The 19,566-nt window shown below is 70.8% G+C and carries 20 protein-coding genes; 5 read left to right on the plus strand and 15 right to left on the minus strand.

The window, feature by feature from the left end; genetic code table 11:
• Window positions 1–7 precede the first annotated feature (7 nt).
• From dnaG to QNA09_RS13635, 3 genes are read right to left on the minus strand one after another with little or no spacing between them, the layout of a single operon-like run.
• A complete protein-coding gene (gene dnaG / locus QNA09_RS13625) occupies window positions 8–1,930 on the minus strand; it encodes a DNA primase (protein WP_010594276.1) in 1,923 nt (640 codons plus the stop codon).
• A gap of 17 nt (window positions 1,931–1,947) precedes the next feature.
• A complete protein-coding gene (locus tag QNA09_RS13630; RefSeq protein WP_010594275.1) occupies window positions 1,948–3,219 on the minus strand; it encodes a deoxyguanosinetriphosphate triphosphohydrolase in 1,272 nt (423 codons plus the stop codon).
• Window positions 3,220–3,230: 11 nt separating this feature from the next.
• Window positions 3,231–3,920 carry a YdcF family protein gene (locus QNA09_RS13635; RefSeq protein ID WP_026137657.1) on the minus strand — a complete coding sequence of 230 codons (690 nt, stop codon included), beginning with the start codon at window positions 3,918–3,920 and terminating at the stop codon, window positions 3,231–3,233.
• A gap of 85 nt (window positions 3,921–4,005) precedes the next feature.
• Here QNA09_RS13635 and QNA09_RS13640 point away from each other — a divergent pair, with 85 nt between their 5' ends.
• A complete protein-coding gene (locus QNA09_RS13640; RefSeq protein ID WP_119699857.1) occupies window positions 4,006–6,051 on the plus strand; it encodes a TPM domain-containing protein in 2,046 nt (681 codons plus the stop codon).
• A 62-nt stretch (window positions 6,052–6,113) separates the two neighbouring features.
• Here the strand turns inward: QNA09_RS13640 and QNA09_RS13645 are convergent, their stop codons facing one another.
• A complete protein-coding gene (locus tag QNA09_RS13645) occupies window positions 6,114–7,505 on the minus strand; it encodes a glycine--tRNA ligase (protein WP_010594272.1) in 1,392 nt (463 codons plus the stop codon).
• Window positions 7,506–7,671: 166 nt separating this feature from the next.
• Between QNA09_RS13645 and QNA09_RS13650 the strand changes: the two genes are divergently transcribed.
• Together QNA09_RS13650 and QNA09_RS13655 are read left to right on the plus strand one after the other, a co-directional pair.
• On the plus strand, window positions 7,672–8,058 hold the full coding sequence (locus QNA09_RS13650) for a metalloregulator ArsR/SmtB family transcription factor (RefSeq protein WP_010594271.1): 387 nt from the start codon (window positions 7,672–7,674) through the stop codon (window positions 8,056–8,058).
• 8 nt (window positions 8,059–8,066) lie between these two features.
• The gene (locus QNA09_RS13655; protein WP_010594270.1) at window positions 8,067–8,495 is read left to right on the plus strand and encodes a Fur family transcriptional regulator; all 429 of its coding nucleotides are present in this window, start codon (window positions 8,067–8,069) and stop codon (window positions 8,493–8,495) included.
• Between the two features lie 44 nt (window positions 8,496–8,539).
• Here QNA09_RS13655 and QNA09_RS13660 read toward each other — a convergent pair whose 3' ends face one another.
• The 5 genes from QNA09_RS13660 to QNA09_RS13680 form a co-directional block, all read right to left on the minus strand.
• Window positions 8,540–9,043, minus strand: coding sequence for a hypothetical protein (locus QNA09_RS13660; RefSeq protein ID WP_059174735.1), 504 nt, complete (start codon window positions 9,041–9,043; stop codon window positions 8,540–8,542).
• A complete protein-coding gene (locus QNA09_RS13665) occupies window positions 9,040–9,513 on the minus strand; it encodes a hypothetical protein (protein WP_010594268.1) in 474 nt (157 codons plus the stop codon). Before QNA09_RS13665 ends, QNA09_RS13660 begins: the two co-directional genes overlap by 4 nt.
• A complete protein-coding gene (locus QNA09_RS13670) occupies window positions 9,510–10,316 on the minus strand; it encodes an isoprenyl transferase (RefSeq protein WP_043805362.1) in 807 nt (268 codons plus the stop codon). The genes QNA09_RS13665 and QNA09_RS13670 overlap by 4 nt, the downstream gene beginning before the upstream one ends.
• Window positions 10,273–11,088 (minus strand): DNA repair protein RecO, encoded by an 816-nt coding sequence (recO, locus tag QNA09_RS13675; RefSeq protein ID WP_072786381.1) that lies wholly within the window; start codon window positions 11,086–11,088, stop codon window positions 10,273–10,275. The genes QNA09_RS13670 and recO overlap by 44 nt, the downstream gene beginning before the upstream one ends.
• 64 nt (window positions 11,089–11,152) lie before the next feature.
• The gene (locus QNA09_RS13680; protein ID WP_010594265.1) at window positions 11,153–12,190 is read right to left on the minus strand and encodes an alpha/beta fold hydrolase; all 1,038 of its coding nucleotides are present in this window, start codon (window positions 12,188–12,190) and stop codon (window positions 11,153–11,155) included.
• A gap of 191 nt (window positions 12,191–12,381) precedes the next feature.
• Here QNA09_RS13680 and QNA09_RS13685 point away from each other — a divergent pair, with 191 nt between their 5' ends.
• On the plus strand, window positions 12,382–13,800 hold the full coding sequence (locus QNA09_RS13685; RefSeq protein ID WP_017680327.1) for an amidase: 1,419 nt from the start codon (window positions 12,382–12,384) through the stop codon (window positions 13,798–13,800).
• On the plus strand, window positions 13,791–14,423 hold the full coding sequence (locus QNA09_RS13690; RefSeq protein WP_017680326.1) for a TetR/AcrR family transcriptional regulator: 633 nt from the start codon (window positions 13,791–13,793) through the stop codon (window positions 14,421–14,423). The genes QNA09_RS13685 and QNA09_RS13690 overlap by 10 nt, the downstream gene beginning before the upstream one ends.
• Here the strand turns inward: QNA09_RS13690 and QNA09_RS13695 are convergent.
• From QNA09_RS13695 to QNA09_RS13720, 6 genes are all read right to left on the minus strand, one after another.
• On the minus strand, window positions 14,390–14,695 hold the full coding sequence (locus QNA09_RS13695; protein ID WP_010594262.1) for a hypothetical protein: 306 nt from the start codon (window positions 14,693–14,695) through the stop codon (window positions 14,390–14,392). The genes QNA09_RS13690 and QNA09_RS13695 overlap by 34 nt on opposite strands.
• Before the next feature lie 62 nt (window positions 14,696–14,757).
• Window positions 14,758–15,675 carry a GTPase Era gene (era, locus tag QNA09_RS13700; RefSeq protein WP_010594261.1) on the minus strand — a complete coding sequence of 306 codons (918 nt, stop codon included), beginning with the start codon at window positions 15,673–15,675 and terminating at the stop codon, window positions 14,758–14,760.
• 67 nt (window positions 15,676–15,742) lie between these two features.
• On the minus strand, window positions 15,743–17,053 hold the full coding sequence (locus tag QNA09_RS13705) for a hemolysin family protein (protein WP_017680325.1): 1,311 nt from the start codon (window positions 17,051–17,053) through the stop codon (window positions 15,743–15,745).
• A gap of 24 nt (window positions 17,054–17,077) precedes the next feature.
• The gene (ybeY, locus tag QNA09_RS13710) at window positions 17,078–17,620 is read right to left on the minus strand and encodes an rRNA maturation RNase YbeY (RefSeq protein WP_003937044.1); all 543 of its coding nucleotides are present in this window, start codon (window positions 17,618–17,620) and stop codon (window positions 17,078–17,080) included.
• A 67-nt stretch (window positions 17,621–17,687) separates the two neighbouring features.
• A complete protein-coding gene (locus QNA09_RS13715) occupies window positions 17,688–18,755 on the minus strand; it encodes a PhoH family protein (protein ID WP_010594259.1) in 1,068 nt (355 codons plus the stop codon).
• Window positions 18,756–18,817: 62 nt separating this feature from the next.
• Entirely contained in the window at window positions 18,818–19,492 is a 675-nt protein-coding gene (locus tag QNA09_RS13720) for a TetR/AcrR family transcriptional regulator (protein WP_048771123.1), read from the minus strand.
• Between the last annotated feature and the right edge of the window lie 74 nt (window positions 19,493–19,566).

Here is a 19,566-nt window from a genome sequence, read left to right on the forward strand (position 1 = left end):
CGTGAGGTCAGCCGGCCAGGCCGTCGCCGCTGGTGTCGCCGATGGCCTGGTCGAGCAGGCTGCGCCGATACTGCTCGAGTGCGACGAGGTCCCCGAGCAGCGAGTGGAACTCGTCGGATTCGGTGGCCGGGGAGATGCGCTGCAGTTTGGATTTGAGTTCGGCGACCTGCTCCCCCACCCAGACCTCCTGCAGCCGCGCGAGGACCCCGCCGATGTAGCGGGGCATCCGGTCCTCCTCCGCGGGCAGCGAGTCCACCGCGAGTTCCATGACCAGCGAGTGCACCACGGGGTCGGTGGCGGCGCGGCCGACGGCGTCGACCCATTCCGCGCCGCCGAGTCCCGCGCCGGTCCCGCCGACCGCGGCCACGGCTTCGCGGACGGCCGCGTAGGCCGGATCGGTGAACGTCTCCGCGGGCAGCGAATCGAACACGGTCCCGGCGATGCCGGGGTACTGCAGCGCCGCCTTGAGGGCGTCGCGCTGCGGCCACAGCGCCGGATCGTCGGGACGCGGCCGACGCAGGACCGTCTCCGCGGGCCCCGCCTCCGCCCGCTGGTGCGGCGCGACGGTGCGTGCCTTCTCGTCGCCGCCGCGCGCGACGCGACGGGACTCCTCCTGCACCCGGCGGCGGACGGCCGGAATGTCGTCCCAGCCCACCCAGTGCGACAACTGCACCGCGTAACTGTCGCGCAGCGTACGTTCCTTGATCCGGGCCACCACGGGAACCGTCCGGCGCAGCGCCTCCACCCGACCCTCGGCGGTGTCGAGGTCGTGCTCGGCGAGAATCGACTTGACGACGAACTCGAACATCGGGGTGCGCCGGGCGACGAGGTCGCGCACCGCTCCGTCGCCGGACTCCTGCCGCAGCTCGCACGGATCCATGCCCTGCGGTGCGATCGCGACGAATGTCTTCGCCGTGGTCTTCTGGTCGCCCTCGAACGCCTTCATCGCCGCAGCCCGGCCGGCGGCGTCGCCGTCGAAGGTGTAGATGATCTCACCGCGGAAGTAGCTGTCGTCCATGAGCAGTCGCCGCAGCATCGCCAGATGCTCGTCGCCGAACGCGGTGCCGCACGCGGCCACTGCGGTTTTCACGCCCGACAGGTGCATTGCCATGACGTCGGTGTAGCCCTCGACGATCACCGCCTGGTGTGCCTTGGCGATCTCCCGCTTGGCCAGGTCGAGTCCGAACAGCACCTGGGATTTCTTGTAGAGCAACGTTTCCGGGGTGTTGACGTACTTTGCCGCGAGCGTGTCGTCGTCGAACAGGCGGCGGGCTCCGAATCCGATGACGTCGCCGGCGAGGTTGCGGATCGGCCACAGCAGCCGCCGGTGGAACCGGTCGATGGGTCCGCGGCGACCCTGCTTGGACAGACCGGCCGCCTCGAGCTCGGCGAATTCGAAGCCGCGGGAGAGCAGGTGCCTGGTGAGCGCATCCCAGCCGGCGGGAGCGTATCCGCACCCGAACGCCGCGGCCGCGGCTTCGTCGAAGCTGCGTTCGGTCAGGTAGTCCCGCGCCGCCTGAGCGTCGGGCGTCCGCAGCTGCTCGGCGTAGAACTCCTGCGCCGCCGCGTTGGCGGCGACGAGCCGTGCGCGGGTGCCGCGGTCGCGCTGCACCGACGGTCCCCCGCCCTCGTAGTTGAGGGTGTAGCCGACCCGGTCGGCGAGCTGCTCGACGGCTTCGACGAAACTGATGTGCTCGATCTTCTGCAGGAACGAGTACACGTCGCCGCCCTCGCCGCAGCCGAAGCAGTGGAAGTGGCCGTGGTTGGGACGGACGTGGAAGGACGGGGACTTCTCGTCGTGGAAGGGGCACAGCCCCTTCATCGAATCGGCGCCGCCGCGCCTGAGGGCGACGTACTCGCCGACGATGTCCTCGATCCGGACGCGGTCACGGACGGCCGCGATGTCCCTGTCTGAAATTCGCCCGGCCACGACGACGAGTCTAGGCGCTACCCCCAACTCGCCTGCGCGGCGAGGCTGTCGCGGTCGATCCGCTCGAGCCGGGACTCGGTGCACGAAGCGATCTGGTCGACGATCACCCGCATGCGGGCGGCGTCGTCGGGCGCGGCGTCCCAGAGGGGGACGAAGAACGGGTCGAGGCCGACAGGGGCCGTGCGCTCGAGCCATTCGGCGACGCGGTGGATCCGTTCCCGCTGCCGTTCCTGACGCTGCCGGTGGGCGGCATCGGACATCACGAACTGCAGGGCCATGGTCTTGAGCAGGGCCACCTCGGACGCGACGACAGGCGGGACGACGAGGTCGGCGTCGTAGCGGGTGACCGGGCGATCGCCGGTGACGGCGCGGGTGCCGATGATCGCGGCCGTCGCGAAGCGGCCGACGAGTTCACTGGTGAGCCGCTTGAGCGCCACCGAGCACGCGAGGCTGCCGTCGTAGGTGTCGACGGCCTGGACCACCGGCATCTGCGACAGTCGCTTCGAGGCCTCCACCAGCTCGTTCGGATCGAGACCGGAGAACTCGCGCATGCCGAGATCGACGAGCGTGTTCACCGACGCCGGGTCGGTGAGCACGCGCAGGTCGATCCGTCCGTCGATCACGCCGTCCTCGACGTCGTGGACGGAGTAGGCGACGTCGTCGGACCAGTCCATGATCTGGGCTTCGAGGCACTTGCGCCGGTCCGGCGCGCCGTCGCGCACCCACTCGAGGACGTCGGCGTCGTCGTCGTAGGCGCCGAACTTCGCGCCGGGCGCCGGGCGGGTCCACGGATACTTCAGTGTCGCGTCGAGGGCCGCGCGGGTGAGATTGAGACCGGCGCTCGCGCCGTCGGGATGGACGATCTTCGGCTCGAGGCACGTGAGGATCCGCAGATTCTGCGCGTTGCCCTCGAATCCGCCGCACCCGGCGGCTACCTCGTCGAGGGCGCGCTCGCCGTTGTGACCGTAGGGCGGGTGCCCGATGTCGTGCGCGAGGCCGGCGAGGTCCACCAGGTCGGGATCGCAACCGAGCCCGTCGGCGATGCTGCGGCCGATCTGGGCGACCTCGATCGAGTGGGTGAGCCGGGTGCGCGGAGTGTCACCGTCGCGGGGGCCGACGACCTGGGTCTTGTCGGCGAGCCGCCGCAGGGCGGCGCTGTGCTGGACCCGGGCGCGGTCCCGCGCGAACGGCGTACGGCTCGCGGTCGCCGGCCCGGCACCGGCGAGCGCCGATACCTTCGGGACCTCGGTGACACGCCGTTCGAGGTCGTGTTCGTCGTAGCCCGGCATCACGTCCTCTTTCACTGTGCGGCCGTGTAGGGGAAGTCCGCCGAGTCGTGGGTGAGCTGGTACCAGATCAGCGCGCCCGTCTCACGGGCGATCCCGTGCAGCTGCGACTCCCGGGTGTACACGGCGGGTCCGGTGCGGGTCGGCGCGGTCCACGCGTCGAGACCGGCGTCGCGGGCCATGGTGCGAGTACGCAGCGAATGCCACGGATCGCTCACCAGCACCGCGGAGTGCAGCCCCTGCGCGCTCATCTCGCGTCCGACCGCCTCGACACTGAGCAGCGTGTCCGAGCCCTCCTCGACCGCGGTGATCGCCGACTCCGGCACACCCTTGGCGACCAGATAGTTCTTGCCGGAGGCCGCCTCGGTGAACAGGTCACCCTCCTGCTTCCCGCCGACGGTGACGATCCGTTCGGCTACCCGGTTCTCGTACAGGGTGAAGGCCTGGTCGAGGCGGGCCTGGAACACCGACGAGGGGGTGCCGGAGTATTGGGCGGCGCCGAGCACGACGATGGCGTCGGCCGGGCTCCAGTCGTCGATGCGCGCCACCTGCCACACCCGCACCGCGGTCCCGGCGAGGACCGCGATCGCCGCGAGCACCACTCCGAGCACCAGCCGGCGTGTCCAGCGCGCGACGCTCGTCCCGAACCCACGCCGGGTTTCGGGGAGGGGCGGTGCTGGGCGTAGACGGGCTGCGGTACTCACTCCCCGATTCTGCCAGTGTTGCGTGTGTGCCCACCCGGCGACGCGCCACGGGCGACGACGCAGGCGAGCCGATAGATTCGAACGCATGTCACCGCATTCGGTCGTCGTCCGGCCACGTCCGGTCCGTCCGCTCCACCGTTCGCTGTCGCTGTCGGTGCCGGTCCTGCTGGCGGCGCTGGCCTGGTTGTTGCTGCCCGGTTCGGCGACGGCCGAGCCGCCCTTCCGGCTCCCGCAGCCGATCACCGACACGGCCGGCGTACTGGGTCCGGCGGAGACGGCGCAGATCGAGCAGGCGGCGGACGCGCTCTACGCCGAGCACGGGGTGCAGTTGTGGGTGGCGTACGTGCCGACATTTTCCGGACTGTCGTCCGACGACTGGACCGAGCAGACCGCGCAGGCCAGCAACTTCGGCACCGACACCGCCCTGCTCGCCGTGGCCACGCAGGACCGCGAGTACGCGCTGTGGACGCCGAACGCGTTGTCCGGGGTCACCGCGTCCGAGCGGGACGCCATCAGCACGGATCGGATCGTGCCGCAGCTGCGGGACGAGAACTGGGCCGGGGCCGCGGTGGCGGCGGCCGAGGGTCTCGACGAGGCGTTGTCGGCCTCGGGTTCGGGCTCGGGCTCGGGCTCGGGCTCGGGCACCACGCTGCTCGTGGGGGGCGGGGTCATCGCCGCCGGCGCCGGCGGGGTGTACCTGTACTCCAAGCGCGCCAAGCGCAAGCGGGCCGAGGCGGGCGCCCGGGCCGCGGCGGACACCGACCCGGCCGACACCGACGCACTGAGTGCACTGCCGCTCGAAGGGCTCGAACTACATGCCCAGAAGATCCTGGTCGAGACCGACAACGCGGTCCGTTCGAGCCACGAGGCGCTCGAACTGGCGCGCGGGGAATTCGGCGATGCCGCGGTTCAACCGTTCGACCACGCCTACCGTCAGGCGCAGTCGGCCCTGGCGTCCGCGTTCGAGATCCGGCAGCGGCTCGACGACGCCATCCCCGAGACGCCTCAGCAGCAGCGCGACATGCTCGTGCAGTTGATCTCGTCGTGCGGGCGCGCGGACCGGGAACTCGACGCGCAGGTCGAGGCCTTCGACCGGATGCGCGATCTGCTGCTCGATGCACCCGCCCGCCTCGACGCACTCACCCAGCGCGCGATCGCGTTGCGGGCCCGCCTCCCCGAGGCCGAGGCGACGCTGGCGAACCTGCGCACGGAGTTCCCGGCCGGCGCGCTCGCCCCGATCACCGACAACGTGGCGCTGGCCCAGGACGAGATCGAGTTCGCCGAGAAGTCAGTCGACCAGGGCCGCACCGCGGTGGCGCGCCCCGTCGGCGAGCAGGGCGACGCGGTGCGCGCCATCCGGGAAGCGGAAGGCGCTCTGGGGCACGCGGCGACCATGCTCGACGCGATCGACCACGCCGCCGACGACATCCGGCGGGCGATCGCGACGTTGCCGGCGGCGATGGCCGACGCCGAACAGGGCATCGCCGACGCGGGACAGCTCGCCGATGCCGGGGGCGCGGAACTCGCCGAAGCCCGCAGGGCCGCGCAGGAGGCACTCGACCACGCGCGGGCGGCGATGAACACCGACCCGCTGGGCAGCTTCACCCGAGTCGTCGAGGCGGACGCCCGCCTCGACGCGCTGCGCGCCCGCACCCGTCAGGCACAGGAGCAGGCGCAGCGCAGCCGTCAACGTCTCGAGCAGGATCTGACGGCCGCCCAGTCCCAGGTCACCGCTGCCGCGGACTTCATCGGGACGCGGCGCGGCGTGATCGGCGCCGAAGCCCGCACCCGCCTGTCGGAGGCGCAGCGCCATCTGCAGGCCGCGCAGCAGCTCGCCGCCCACGACCCGGGCCGGGCCCTGCAACACGCTCAGGCGGCGGGGACCCTCGCGGCGAATGCGCTGCGCGCAGCGCAGAACGACGTGCAGCGTTGGGACCGTCAGCAGCGTCCGCCCCGCGGCGGCGCCTCCGGCGGCAACATCGCCGGTGCGGTGCTCGGCGGCATCCTGATAAACAGCGTCCTGACCGGTGGCCGCGGGGGCTTCGGCGGCGGGGGCTTCGGCGGCGGGGGCTTCGGCGGTGGGGGCTTCGGGGGCGGCGGGTTCGGCGGCAGCAGCGGCGGGCGGTTCTGACCGCGACCGTGCAGTGAGGGGGTCGCCTCGGGCGAGGCGACCCCCTCACTGCGGCTGCGCGGTCAGGCGCCGATCAGCCGCTGGGCCAGGTAACCCTCGACCTGGTCGAGCCCGACGCGCTCCTGCGCCATGGTGTCGCGCTCGCGGATGGTGACGGCCTGGTCCTCGAGGGTGTCGAAGTCGACCGTGATGCAGAACGGGGTGCCGATCTCGTCCTGGCGGCGGTAGCGGCGGCCGATGGCGCCGGCGTCGTCGAACTCGATGTTCCAGTACTGGCGCAGCTGCGCGGCGAGGTCCTTCGCCTTGGGGCTCAGATCCGCATTGCGCGACAGCGGCAGCACCGCCGCCTTGACCGGGGCGAGCCGGCGATCGAGGCGCAGCACGGTGCGCTTGTCGACGCCACCCTTCGCGTTGGGTGCCTCGTCCTCGCTGTAGGCGTCGACGAGGAACGCCATGAGCGAACGCGTCAGACCCGCTGCCGGCTCGATGACGTACGGGGTGTACCGCTCGTTGGTGGTCTGGTCGAAGAAGCTCAGGTCGGCACCCGAGTGCTGCGCGTGCGTCGACAGGTCGAAGTCGGTGCGGTTGGCGACGCCCTCGAGCTCGCCCCATTCGCTGCCCTGGAAGTGGAAGCGGTACTCGATGTCGACGGTGCGCTTGGAGTAGTGGGACAGCTTGTCCTGCGGGTGCTCGTACAGGCGCAGGTTGTCCTTGTTGATGCCGAGTCCGGTGTACCAGTCCATCCGGTAGTCGATCCAGTACTGGTGCCACTGCTCGTCCTCGCCCGGCTTGACGAAGAACTCCATCTCCATCTGCTCGAACTCGCGGGTCCGGAAGATGAAGTTGCCCGGGGTGATCTCGTTGCGGAAGCTCTTGCCGATCTGGCCGATGCCGAACGGCGGCTTCTTGCGCGACGTGGTGAGCACGTTGGCGAAGTTCACGAAGATGCCCTGCGCGGTCTCGGGACGCAGGTAGTGCAGCCCCTCCTCGCTCTCGATCGGGCCGAGATAGGTCTTGAGCATCATGTTGAAGTCGCGGGGCTCGGTCCACCGGCCCTTGGTGCCGCAGTCGGGGCAGGCGATCTCCGACATCGGAACAGCGTCGGGATCGTCGAGCTTGTTCTTCTCGGCGTACGCCTCCTGCAGGTGATCCTGGCGGTGGCGCTTGTGACAGCTCAGGCACTCGACGAGCGGATCGTTGAAGACCCCGACATGACCCGAGGCCACCCACACCTGACGCGGCAGGATCACCGACGAGTCCAGTCCGACGACGTCCTCGCGGCTGGTGACCATGTTGCGCCACCACTGCTTCTTGATGTTCTCCTTGAGCTCCACGCCGAGCGGCCCGTAGTCCCAGGCCGACCTCGTACCGCCGTAGATCTCACCGCAGGGATAGACCAGGCCCCGGCGCTTGGCCAGGTTGGCGACGGTATCGATCTTGGATTTCGGTGCCACTCGGATTCACTCCATCTTCGATGCGGGGTTTCGCAGCGTGCGTCGACCCGTAAGCCTATCGCTCCGGTCGGCGGGGCCGAACGTCGCGCCGGTTGACATGCACATTCGTGCATATCAAAATGGGATCGGTTTGCAATAACGCGGCCGAGGACCCGAAGGAGACCCGTTGAGCGTTGCCGACACCGGCCCCGGCGGCGACGCCAGCGCCGCGCCCCCTCCGCACGAGGACTGCCGTCCGGGCTCGGCGGCACCCGCCCCGGCCCCGGCTCCGTCGCGGGAGACCCTCGCCGCCGCCGGCGAGCTCCTGCGCGCCCTGGCCGCACCCGTGCGCATCGCGATCGTGCTGCAACTGCGCGAGTCCGAACACTGTGTCCACGAGCTGGTCGGGGCGCTCGGCGTCACCCAACCGCTGATCAGCCAGCACCTGCGCATCCTCAAGGCCGCAGGCGTGGTCCGCGGCGAGCGCGCCGGACGCGAGGTGCTCTACCGTCTCGTCGACGACCATCTCGCCCACATCGTCGTCGATGCCGTCGCCCACGTCGAGGAAGGTTGACCCCAGCCGTGCCGCCCGCCCCCAAACCCGTCGTCGGAGTCCGCTCCACCAGACAACGCAGTGCGATCTCCGCGCTGCTCGACGAGATCGAAGAATTCCGTTCGGCCCAGGACCTGCACGACGAACTGCGCCGGCGCGGCGAGGGCATCGGCCTGACCACCGTCTACCGCACCCTGCAGTCCCTTGCCGAAGCCGGCACCGTCGACGTGCTGCGCACCGACAGCGGGGAGTCCGTCTACCGGCGCTGCTCGTCCGGTCACCACCACCATCTCGTGTGCCGCGCGTGCGGATTCACCGTCGAGGTGGACGGGCCCGCGGTCGAGCGCTGGTCCCACGAGGTGGCCGAGGACAACGGCTTCGTCGACGTCAGCCACACCGTCGAGATCTTCGGCACCTGCCGCGAGTGCGCGGACGCCGAGCCCCCAACCTCCCGCTGAGCGCAGCCCTCCCGCCGAGCGCAGCCTCCGCTGAGCGGTGACCCTCAGCGGCACCCGCAGCCGTCGCAACCGCACCCGCCCAGCAGATCGACGGTCTCGCCGCCCGGCTCGTCGAACACGCACGCCCGGCCGCCGAGCCGCGTTGCGAGGTCGGGAGCCGACGGCACCAGCGCCGCCACGACCGCGACCGCGCGCGCCAGGTGCGCCGGCACCAGCGGGTGCGCCGGGACGCGCTGCACCGCCGTCACCCGATCCTGGTGGAGTTCGAGTCTCGCGTCCGGCCACTGCGCCTGCAGGTCGACGAGGACCTCGGCCGCGCGGGTGCGACCGGCGATCCGCTCCACCAGGTACGTCGTCAGCTCCACCACCCCCGCTCGGGAGTCGACGACGACGTAGGTGAGCACATCGTCGACCCAGATCGGTACATCGCCGTCCGTGTCGGGTTCGATCTCCTCGGTGAGGACCGTCGACAGGACACGCAGCACGGCCGCGCGCAGCGCGTCGTCGTCCCCGGTGACGATCGGGAGGTCCCAGTCGAGTTCGCTCACTCGGATCCGCCCGTACCCGCGACGGCCGAGCGCGCGTCGCCGGCACCACCGAGCACGAGCAGCAGCATCGTCGTCAGGGGCGAATCGTCGAGACCGGTGGCGGGAAAGGAGTACCGGAGCACCACGTCCGCCTCGGCGTCCCGCTCGACGAGGTGGATCGACCCGAACTGCAGCGCGTCGGCTGCCGTGGCGACGCGTGTGCGCAACGCGTCGTCTAGTGGCAGGTCCCACGCGAGGATTCCGGTCAGCGACACCACGTCGAGGCCTTCGGTGAGGGTCACCACCCGCACGGCGCAGGGCACGCCCGCGTAGTCGAATCCCAGCGCGTCGTCGCCGTTCGTCCTGGGTTCGTGCAGGGCGACGAACTCCGCCAGCGCGGACGCGATCCGCTCGCGCAGGCCCAGTCCGCTCGGGTCCATTCCGCCGGGGTCGGGTGCCCGATCGCCCGGTCCGGTCCCGGCGTCCGTCACTTCACACCCCCGAATCGACGGTCGCGCGAGGCGTACTCCACACACGCGGCCCACAGGTCCCGACGGTCGAAGTCGGGGAACATCTTGTCCTGGAACACCATTTCGGCGTAGGCCGACTGCCAGAGCAGGAAGTTCGAGGTGCGCTGCTCACCGGACGGCCGCAGGAACAGGTCCACGTCCGGCATGTCGGGCTCGTCGAGGTACCGCCCCACCGTGGCCTCGGTGACGCGTTCCGGGTCGAGCTCACCCGCAGCCACGCGACGCGCGATTTCCCTTGCAGCATCGGCGATCTCGGCGCGACCCCCGTAGTTCACGCACATGGTGAGGGTCATCACGTCGTTGTCGCGGGTCAGTTCCTCGGCGATCTCGAGTTCCTTGACGACGCTGCGCCACAGCTTGGGCCGTCGTCCGGCCCAGCGCACGCGCACCCCCATCTCGTGCATCTCGTCGCGCCGGCGGCGGATGACGTCCCGGTTGAAGCCCATGAGGAAGCGCACCTCGTCCGGGCTGCGCTTCCAGTTCTCGGTGGAGAACGCATACGCCGAGAGCCACTTGACGCCCATCTCGATGCAGCCGCACACGGTGTCCATCAGCACCGCCTCGCCGCGTTCGTGGCCGGCGGTGCGGGGCAGGCCGCGTTCCTGTGCCCAGCGTCCGTTGCCGTCCATGACCAGGGCGACGTGCCGCGGGATCAGTTCGGGCTGCAGACCCGGTGGGCGGGCGCCGGACGGATGCGGGTCGGGCGGCCGGATCTCGCGGTCACGCGATGCTTGCGGGGTGCGGCGTCGAATCACGCCCCCCATCCTGCCCGACCGTCTCCCCCTCCACAGTCACGGCATGGGGACGACTGCGTTCGATGAGGGGCAGGGTCCGCAACTGCCGCTCCAGATGCCACTGTAGATGGGCGGCGATCAAGCCGCTGACCTGCCCACGCGTGGCCGCGGACACCGTTTCGGTGCCCTGCCAGCGACCGTGGAACAGCGCGTCCATCAGGTCCAGCACACCCGCGCCGGGGGTCGCGGCACCCGGCGGACGGCACCGCACGCACACCGCTCCCCCGGCCGCGACATGGAATGCGCGATGCGGGCCGGGCTCGTCGCAGCGGGCGCAGCGGTCGATCGCCGGTGCCCAGCCGGCGTAGGCCATCGCGCGCAGCAGGTACGCGTCGAGAATCAGCTCCGGCGGCCGGATCCGGTCGGACAGCGCACGGAGGGCACCGACGGTGAGGCGGTGCAGTTGCGGAACGGGAGCGCGTTCCTCACCGGCGAGCCGTTCGGCGGTCTCGAGCACGGCACACGCGGTGGTGTAGCGGCCGTAGTCGTCGACGATGTCGGCACCGAACGCGTCGACGGTCTGGACCTGCGTGACGATGTCGAGGCTGCGACCCGGATGTAGTTGCACGTCGATGTGCGCGAACGGCTCGAGCCGGGCCCCGAACTTCGAGCGGGTGCGGCGCACACCTTTCGCGACGGCCCGCACGAGCCCGTGGCGACGGGTGAGCAGGGTGACGATGCGGTCGGCCTCGCCCAGCTTGTGCTGGCGCAGCACCACCGCGTGATCCCGGTACAACCTCACGATCCGAGTCTGTCACGTCCGGCCGACACCGGGCGCACCCCGCGTCCGCATTCACCCGATCGGCTCAGGTGGCGCTGCGCTCCTCGGCGCCCATCGCACCGAGCACGGCCTGCCGGGCGGCCGGACCACCGGTGATCCGGCGCTCGCTGACACCGTTGACGAGCAGCCGGCCCCAGCGCTGCTCGTCGAACTCGGCGGGGGCGGTGGAGTCGAGGAACTCCTCGACCACCCGGACGAACCTGATGGGGTCGTCGCGGAACGGGAAGTGACCGGAGTTGCGGAAGACCTCGAGCCGGGAATGCGGCATCGCCGAATGCGCCAGGTGCGCGTGCCCGACCGGGATCACACTGTCGTGCTCACCCCAGATCAGCTGCACGGGCAGGTCCTCGGTCAGATAGCAGCGGTCGAGCATCGTCACCACCTGACCACGCCAGTCCACGACGGCGCGCAACGTGCGCAGGAACGCCTCGCACGCCGTGGGATCGGGCAGGCCCCCCAGAACCCGGATCAGGTCCGAGGTGTCGTGCAGCAGGACACCGGGACGCAGGGGCGTGTCGTGCCATCGGCCCAGTAGCCCCCCGGCGATACGCACAGCGGGCATGGCACCCGGGATCCGCAGCAGCTTGAGCGCCTCGCTCAGCCCCGGCAGGGACAGCGCCCGCAGGGCGGGGTGGACGTCCTTGGTGACGCCACCGGCCGAGACCAGCACGAGCCGGTCGACCATCTGCGGGAACTGGTACGCGAACTGCATCGCGACACCACCGCCGAGGGAATGCCCGACCACCGTGACGCGGGCGATGCCCAGCACCGACAGCAGATCTCGGACCCCGTTGGCGTATCCGGCGACCGAGTAGTCGCTGCGGGGCTTGTCGGAGCGGCCGTGGCCGAGCAGGTCCGGGGCGATGACCGTGTACTTGCGGGCCAGATGCGGGATGATCTCCCGCCAGGTCGAGGAGTTGTCGCCGATCCCGTGGATCAGCAGCAGGGCGGGCCCGTCACCGGCGATCCGGAACGCGCGGCGGTAGCCGTGGATGGTCCGGAAGACCGTCCGCGTCTCCGTATCCGGTACGCGCCGGAGGGTGCGTGTGCGTGATGAACCCATGTGTAACTCCTGACAGCCGGTCTCCCTGACATCACGGGAGGCGCCCGCGATGTCCCCGGGGCATACCCAGCGCCCCGCCGCTGATGGCCTAGATGTGACGAGCATCACATTTTCCGGTGCAGGCCCTCGACCGGAGCCACTGGAACACGTTACTGTTCGTTCGAACGAACAGCACAGGAGGACGCCGCCGTATGACCGCACCCCGCGCCGACACCCGCGCGCCGGGCCTCGCCGCCGAGGCCGCCGCCCTCGCCGCGGGCGCCATCACGTCCGTCGCCGCGACGCGGGCCGCCCTGGACCGCATCGCGGCCGCCGATCCCGCCCTCAACGCCTTCCGGAGCGTCCGGCGGGAGCGGGCCCTCGCGGAGGCCGAACAGGCCGACCGGCGTCTCGCCGCCGGGGTCCGCCTCCCCTTGCTCGGCGTGCCGGTCGCGGTGAAGGACGACACGGACATCGCACAGGAGGTCACCGCGTTCGGATGCGCCGGCGAGTTCACCGTCCGCGAGCAGGACGCCGAGGTGGTGCGGCGACTGCGGGCCGCCGGTGCGGTGATCGTCGGCAAGACGAACACCCCCGAACTGGGCCAGTGGCCGTTCACCGGCGGCAGCGCGTTCGGTCACACCCGCAACCCGTGGCACCGCGACCACACCCCCGGCGGGTCGTCGGGGGGCAGTGCCGCGGCGGTGGCAGCGGGGATGGTGTCCGCGGCCCTCGGCTCGGACGGCGCCGGATCGGTCCGCATACCGGCCGCCTGGACCAACCTCGTGGGTATCAAGCCGCAGCGCGGGCGGATCTCGATGTGGCCCGATCCCGAGGCGTTCTACGGCCTGACCACGCACGGCCCCCTCGCGCGCACGGTCGCCGACGCCGCACTGCTGCTCGACGCGGTCGCAGGCGGCCACGTCGGCGACCTGCACGAAGCCGAGGCCGTCACGGTGTCCGACGCCGTGGGCCGCGACCCGGGCCGGCTCCGCGTCGCGCTCTCGTTCGCCCTGCCGTACACCGCTACCCGCACCCGGCTGCACGGCGAGATCCGCGCGGGGGTGGACTCCCTGGCCGGTGCCCTGCGCGCCCTGGGTCACGAGGTCACCCTCGCCGACCCCGCCTACGGCCCACTGCTGGGCCTGAACTTTCTGCCCCGGTCGATGGCGGGGATCGACGACTGGGTGCGACGCCTGCCGGACCCCGCCCTGGCCGACCCCCGGACCCGGGCGAACGCGCGCACCGGCCGGGTGCTCCGCGGCCGCGCGCTCCGTGCCGCCCGGGCCGCCGAACCGCGCATCCGCCGGCGCATCGGCGCGATCTTCGACCGGTTCGACGTGATCCTCGCCCCCACCACGGCGACCCCGCCCCCGGCGGTGGATGCGATGGACGGACTCGGCGGCTGGGCCACCGACAAGGTGATCACCGCCGCCTGCCCCTACACCTGGCCATGGAACGTCCTGGGCTGGCCCAGCGTGAACATCCCGGCGGGATTCACCGGATCGGGCCTGCCGATCGGCGCCCAGCTCATGGGGCACGAGAACGCGGAGCCTGTGCTGATCTCCCTCGCCTCCCAGCTCGAGTCGGAACTGCGCTGGGATCGTCACACGCCGCGGCGATGGTGGTGAGCGCGATGGGCACGGATGTCCGCGGCAGAATCGTCGCGGCGACCCTGCACCTGATCGGCACGGACGGCATCGCCGCGGTCACCAACCGCCGCATCGCCGCCCGGGCGGGGGTCTCGCTCGGGTCGATCACCTACCACTTCCCCACCCAGTCCGATCTGCTGCGCTCGGCGCTCACGACGTTCGTCGCCGACGAGACCACACGACTGCGCGAGCTCGCGCAGGAGTACCGGAGCCGGGATCCGAGCCTGGTCGACGCCGCAGCACTCACCGAGCAGGTGGCCGAGGACCTGTCGTTCTCGGCCGAGCGGATCGCCCCGTTCGAGCTCTACATCCAGGCGGGCAGGGATGCCCAGCTGCGGGACGCCGCGGCACAGTGCTGGTCCGCCTACGATGCACTGACCGCCACCATTCTCACCGAACTCGGCGTTCCCCGAGCGGAATCGATCGCGCCGACGCTGGTTGCCACGATCACGGGCCTGCAGCTGCGGCGCCTCGCCACCGGCGGCGCGGTGGACATCGCGACCTCCGTCCTGCACCTGGTCCGCAGTGCGGTGTCCGCGGACACCGCCGGAGACGACGCGGCCACCGATCACACCACGGTGGCGACGACGAAGACCACGTAGGCCGCGAGGGCGCTCCGCACGACGACGTCGACCGACCGGCGCGGGGCGCGCACCGCGAACAGGACGGAGGCCGTCGCCAGCAGCGCCCAGCACACCGGGTGGCCGTAGCGGATCGCCGCTTCCTGCACCCCGGTCGTGGCGCCGGCCTTCGCCGGCACCACGAACACCCAGAGCACGGCGAGCCCGAGACACAGTGCCGCGAGAACGACGCCGACCGCGGCGCGATTCCGCGTCACCACCGCCCGCACACCGCTCGCCGAATCACCGTTCACGGCTGCCTCTTCCGTGTTCGCGGGCCGGGGCGTGTCCCCGAGACCCCGGGGACCACCGTAGATCAGAAGCCGAGGCGGCCGAGCTGCTTCGGATCTCGCTGCCAGTCCTTGGCGACCTTGACGTGCAGATCGAGGTAGATCTTCACACCGAGCAGCTTCTCGATCTGCGACCGGGCGGCGGTACCCACCTCGCGCAGGCGCGCACCGCCCTTGCCGATGACGATGCCCTTCTGGCTCGGCCGCTCCACGTACAGCAGCGCGTGCACGTCGAGCAGTTCGCCCTGCTTCTCGGTTCGACCCTCCCGCTCGGAGATCTCCTCGATCACGACCGCGAGCGAATGGGGCAGCTCGTCGCCGAGCCCCTCGAGCGCAGCCTCGCGGATCAGCTCGGCCATGAGCGTCTCCTCGGGCTCGTCCGTCAGCTCCCCGTCGGGGTAGAACGCCGGGCCGGGTTCCATGTGCGAGGCGAGAACGTCGACGAGGACCTCGAGCTGTTCCCCCGAGGTGGCGGACACGGGAACGACGTCCACGTCGGGTCCCAGCAGCTCGGACACCGCGAGCAGCTGCGGTGCGAGTCGTTCCTTGCTCACCTTGTCGATCTTCGTGACGATGCCGATCAGCTTCGTGCGCGGGGCAACCTGCCGCACCTGTTCGACGATCCAGCGGTCACCGGGGCCGATCTTCTCGTCCGCGGGAATGCACACGCAGACCGCGTCGACCTCCGAATAGGTGTCGCGCACCAGGTCGTTGAGCCGCTGCCCGAGCAGGGTCCGCGGCCGATGCAGGCCGGGGGTGTCGACGAGGATGATCTGTGCGTGTTCCCGGTGGACGATGCCCCGGATGGTGTGCCGGGTGGTCTGCGGACGCGACGAGGTGATCGCAATCTTGCTGCCCACGAGCGCATTCGTCAGCGTCGACTTGCCGGTGTTGGGGCGGCCGACGAAACACACGAAGCCGGAACGGAAGTCGGGATCGGTCAATGCAGAACTCCTCGTCTGTGGTGCCGCCGAACGGGTCGGCACGGGGTGTGGGGCCTCGGCGACGAGGTCACCCGTCGACCGGCTCCTCGGCGACCGCGGCGGCCTCCTCGGTCGCGGGAACCCGTTGCACGTACACGGTGTTGATGCGGACCCGGCCGCGGGCGTCGCGGCCGCCCTCGCCGCGCAGCCGCAAACCGTGGATCTCCACCTCGGAGCCCGGCAACGGTACCCGGCCGAGCACGAATCCGAGCAGTCCACCGGCGGTGTCGACCTCGAGATCGTCGAGCGCGACGTCGAACAGGTCACCGAGGTCCTCGACGGGCAATCGAGCGGAGACCCGGAAGGTGCCGTCGCCGAGATCCTCGACGGGGGCGATCTCTGCGGTGTCGTACTCGTCGGCGATCTCGCCGACGATTTCCTCGATGATGTCCTCGATGGTGACGAGACCGGCGATGCCGCCGTACTCGTCGACGAGCAGCGCCATGTGATTGCGGTCGCGCTGCATGTCGGCCAGCAGATCGTCGAGACGCTTGGAATCGGGGACGAACACCGCCGGCCGCATCACCTCGGCCACGGTCACGCTCCGGCCGCCGTCGCGTGAATAGTAGGTCTGCTGCACCAGATCCTTCAGGTACACGACGCCGCGGATGTCGTCGACGTTCTCGCCGACCACGGGGATGCGGGAGTGCCCGCTGCGCACCGCGAGCGAGGTGGCCTGGCCGGCGGTCTTGTCCGCCTCGATCCACACCATCTCGGGACGCGGCACCATCACCTCGCGCGCCGTGGTGTCACCGAAGTCGAACACCGACTGGATCATCCGCCGTTCCTCGGCCGCGACGACGCCCCGCTCCTGAGCCATGTCCACCAGCTCGCGCAGCTCGATCTCGTTGGCGAACGGCCCGTTCCGGAATCCGCGGCCGGGCGTGATCGCATTGCCGATCAGGATCAGCAGCCTGCTCAGCGGGCCGAGCAGCACACCGATCACGCGCAGCGGCACCGTTGCGCCCAGGGCAATGGAATACGCGTGCTGGCGGCCGAGGGTGCGCGGACCCACGCCGATCACCATGTAGTCCACGAGCACCATGACCACGGCAGCGGTGACCAGCGCCCAGGTGTGGTCCATCCGGTCGAGCAGCGCCGCCACCAGCACGACCGTCGCGGTGATCTCGCACAGAATGCGGAGCAGCACCATCAGGTTGACGTACCGGGGGCGGTCTCCGAGGATCACCAGCAGCTTCTGCGCGCTGGGCCGTTCCCCCTTCGCCAGTTCCTCCACCCGGGCCGGGGAGACCGTGTTCAGCGCCGAGTCGACCGCCGCGAACAATCCGCCGAGCGCCACCAGCACGACGGCGGCGACGACGAGCGCTGGGGCACTCATGCCGGTGCTCCGATCACGACGCCGCTACCGCTCGGTCGGGTCGAAGAACCCGGCCTTGCCGAGGAGCTGCTGGTCGCGGGCGGCGAGCCGGGCCTCGTGCTCCGCGCGCCGCAGTTCCTCGTACCACTCCTCGAGGAGCTGATTCTGCAGACCGAACATCTCCTTCTCCTCGTCGGGTTCGGCGTGGTCGTAGCCGAGCAGGTGCAGAACGCCGTGGACGGTGAGCACCGCGAGTTCGTGCGCGAGTGAATGGCCGGCCTTGTCGGCCTGTTCCGCAGCGAAGGACGGACACAGCACGATGTCGCCGAGCATCGAGGGGCCGGGCTCGGGAGCGTCGGGGCGGCCGCCGGGTTCGAGCTCGTCCATGGGAAAGGACATCACATCGGTGGGGCCGGGCAGGTCCATCCAGCGCATGTGCAGATCGGCCATGGTGCCGGAGTCGACGAGCACCATCGACAGTTCTGCGGCGGGGTGCACGTCCATCCGGGCGATGACGAACCGTGCGATGTCGATCAGGTCCTCCTCGGCGACGTCCATCCCCGATTCGTTCGAGATCTCGATGCTCATCTGTGGAGTTCCTTCTGGGCAGCTGCGGACACGGCGGGTGCGAGGCGGGAGGGGCCCTCGGTCGCGGTCACCGGCGCGGCACCCGGTTCTGGGCCGCTGCCCGCCGCTGGGCGCGGTTGCCCATCGCGACGCCGGCCGGCCGATCGGCCTCGAATCGCTCGTAGGCGTCGACGATGTCGGAGACGAGCCGGTGACGCACCACGTCGCTGCTGTCGAGGACCGCGAAGTGGATGCCGTCGATGCCGTCGAGGATCTCGGCGGCGGCGGCCAGCCCGGAGCGGGCGCCTCCGGGCAGGTCCACCTGTGTGGTGTCGCCGGTGACGACGATCTTCGACCCGAAGCCGAGCCGGGTCAGGAACATCTTCATCTGTTCGGCGGTCGTGTTCTGGGCCTCGTCGAGGATGATGAACGCGTCGTTGAGGGTGCGTCCGCGCATGTACGCCAGCGGTGCGACTTCGATGACTCCGGCCTGCATCAGCTTCGGGATGGCTTCCGGATCCATCATGTCGTGCAGCGCGTCGTGCAGCGGGCGCAGGTACGGGTCGATCTTCTCGTGCAGCGTGCCGGGCAGGAAGCCGAGGCGCTCCCCCGCCTCGACGGCGGGACGCGTGAGGATGATGCGGGTGACCTGCTTCGACTGCAGCGCCTGCACGGCCTTGGCCATGGCGAGGTACGTCTTGCCGGTGCCGGCGGGCCCGATGCCGAACACGATCGTGTTGGTGTCGATGGCGTCGACGTAACGCTTCTGGTTGAGGGTCTTGGGCCGGATGGTCTTGCCGCGCCGGGACAGGATGTCGAGGCTGAGGACGTCGGCCGGCGCGTCGGACAGGCCCTGCGTGAGCATGCCCACGGTGCGGCGCACCGCGTCCGGGGTCACCGGCTGCCCGCGTCCGACGAGGGTGACGAGTTGCCCGAGCACCCGTTCCGCGAGCGCGACGTCCGCGGGCGCGCCGGTGAGGGTGACGGAGTTGCCGCGTACGTGGATGTCCGCGCCGAGTGCCCGTTCGAGGGCGATGAGATTCTCGTCGGCCGAGCCGAGCAGCGGTGCCGCAGCTTCGGGAGGCAGGTCCAAGTTGGAACGGACGGTGGTCCGTTCGGCGTTCCCGGTGTCTCGGGTGTCGTCTGGTTCACTCACGTGGACGGTACGGCCTGCTTTCGGGTCGGCTGGCGCACGACGGGTGTCGTGACGATGTCAGTCTAGCGCCGGGTGTCTCCGCGCCCCACCGCATTGCCGCCCGGCGCGGGTGCCCGGTGCTGATCCCACGGCGTTCGCCGGGCCCGCTGGACGACGGCGACGGCACGCTCCGGTGGAACCCCCATCAGGACGAGGGCGGCCAGGGCGACCGACTCACCCGCGTCGTGCACCATGCCGCGGTTGGCCTGCTCGAGGGTGGCCATCGTGAGCCCCTCGAGCATCCCGACGAGGACGACGGGCGGCAGGTACGCGGAGAACACCCCCGACCGGCGGCCCCGCTCCACGATCGCGAGGGTGCGGGTGCGCAGCGGGGCGATGAGCTCACCGATGCGCTCGTCGCCGACCTCCTTGCGCGCGAAGGACAACAGCACGCGGAAGCGGTCTCCGACGGGCCAGGTCATGAGGGCGGCGACGGCGAGCGCCAGGTCGGGTTCCTCGGGATCCGGCCGGTCGACCGCCGCCGCGAGCGCGGCGGCCGCCTCTTCCGCGATGCCGTCGACGAGCGCCTCGCGGCTCGGGAAGTGGGCGTAGACGGTGCGGCGCACCACGCCGGCAGCCTGGGCGACGTCGTCCATGCTGGCGTCCGGGTCGGCCGCGAAACACCCCATCGCCGCCTCGAGGATCCGGGCTCGGTTCCGGCTCGTCCGCCGCCGCGGCTCCCGGCCCGGTTCGGCCACGCTGAACACCTTCTTCCACCGGAGAGTGTGACGTCCGTCAACTTTACTTGCACACAGGTGTGCAACTTTCTAAC

The organism is Rhodococcus sp. AH-ZY2, assembly GCF_030916465.1.
GTDB classification, from domain to species: Bacteria; Actinomycetota; Actinomycetes; order Mycobacteriales; family Mycobacteriaceae; genus Rhodococcus; species Rhodococcus ruber.

What these genes read in the sequence shown, in the direction of transcription:
- QNA09_RS13630 (WP_010594275.1), bottom strand. Translation starts at nt 3,219, where the DNA reads ATGCCGGGCTACGACGAACACGACCTCGAACGGCGTGTCACCGAGGTC.
- QNA09_RS13640 (WP_119699857.1), top strand. Translation starts at nt 4,006, where the DNA reads ATGTCACCGCATTCGGTCGTCGTCCGGCCACGTCCGGTCCGTCCGCTC.
- QNA09_RS13670 (WP_043805362.1), bottom strand. Translation starts at nt 10,316, where the DNA reads ATGGGGGGCGTGATTCGACGCCGCACCCCGCAAGCATCGCGTGACCGC.
- QNA09_RS13680 (WP_010594265.1), bottom strand. Translation starts at nt 12,190, where the DNA reads ATGGGTTCATCACGCACACGCACCCTCCGGCGCGTACCGGATACGGAG.
- QNA09_RS13685 (WP_017680327.1), top strand. Translation starts at nt 12,382, where the DNA reads ATGACCGCACCCCGCGCCGACACCCGCGCGCCGGGCCTCGCCGCCGAG.
- QNA09_RS13690 (WP_017680326.1), top strand. Translation starts at nt 13,791, where the DNA reads ATGGTGGTGAGCGCGATGGGCACGGATGTCCGCGGCAGAATCGTCGCG.
- QNA09_RS13705 (WP_017680325.1), bottom strand. Translation starts at nt 17,053, where the DNA reads ATGAGTGCCCCAGCGCTCGTCGTCGCCGCCGTCGTGCTGGTGGCGCTC.
- ybeY (WP_003937044.1), bottom strand. Translation starts at nt 17,620, where the DNA reads ATGAGCATCGAGATCTCGAACGAATCGGGGATGGACGTCGCCGAGGAG.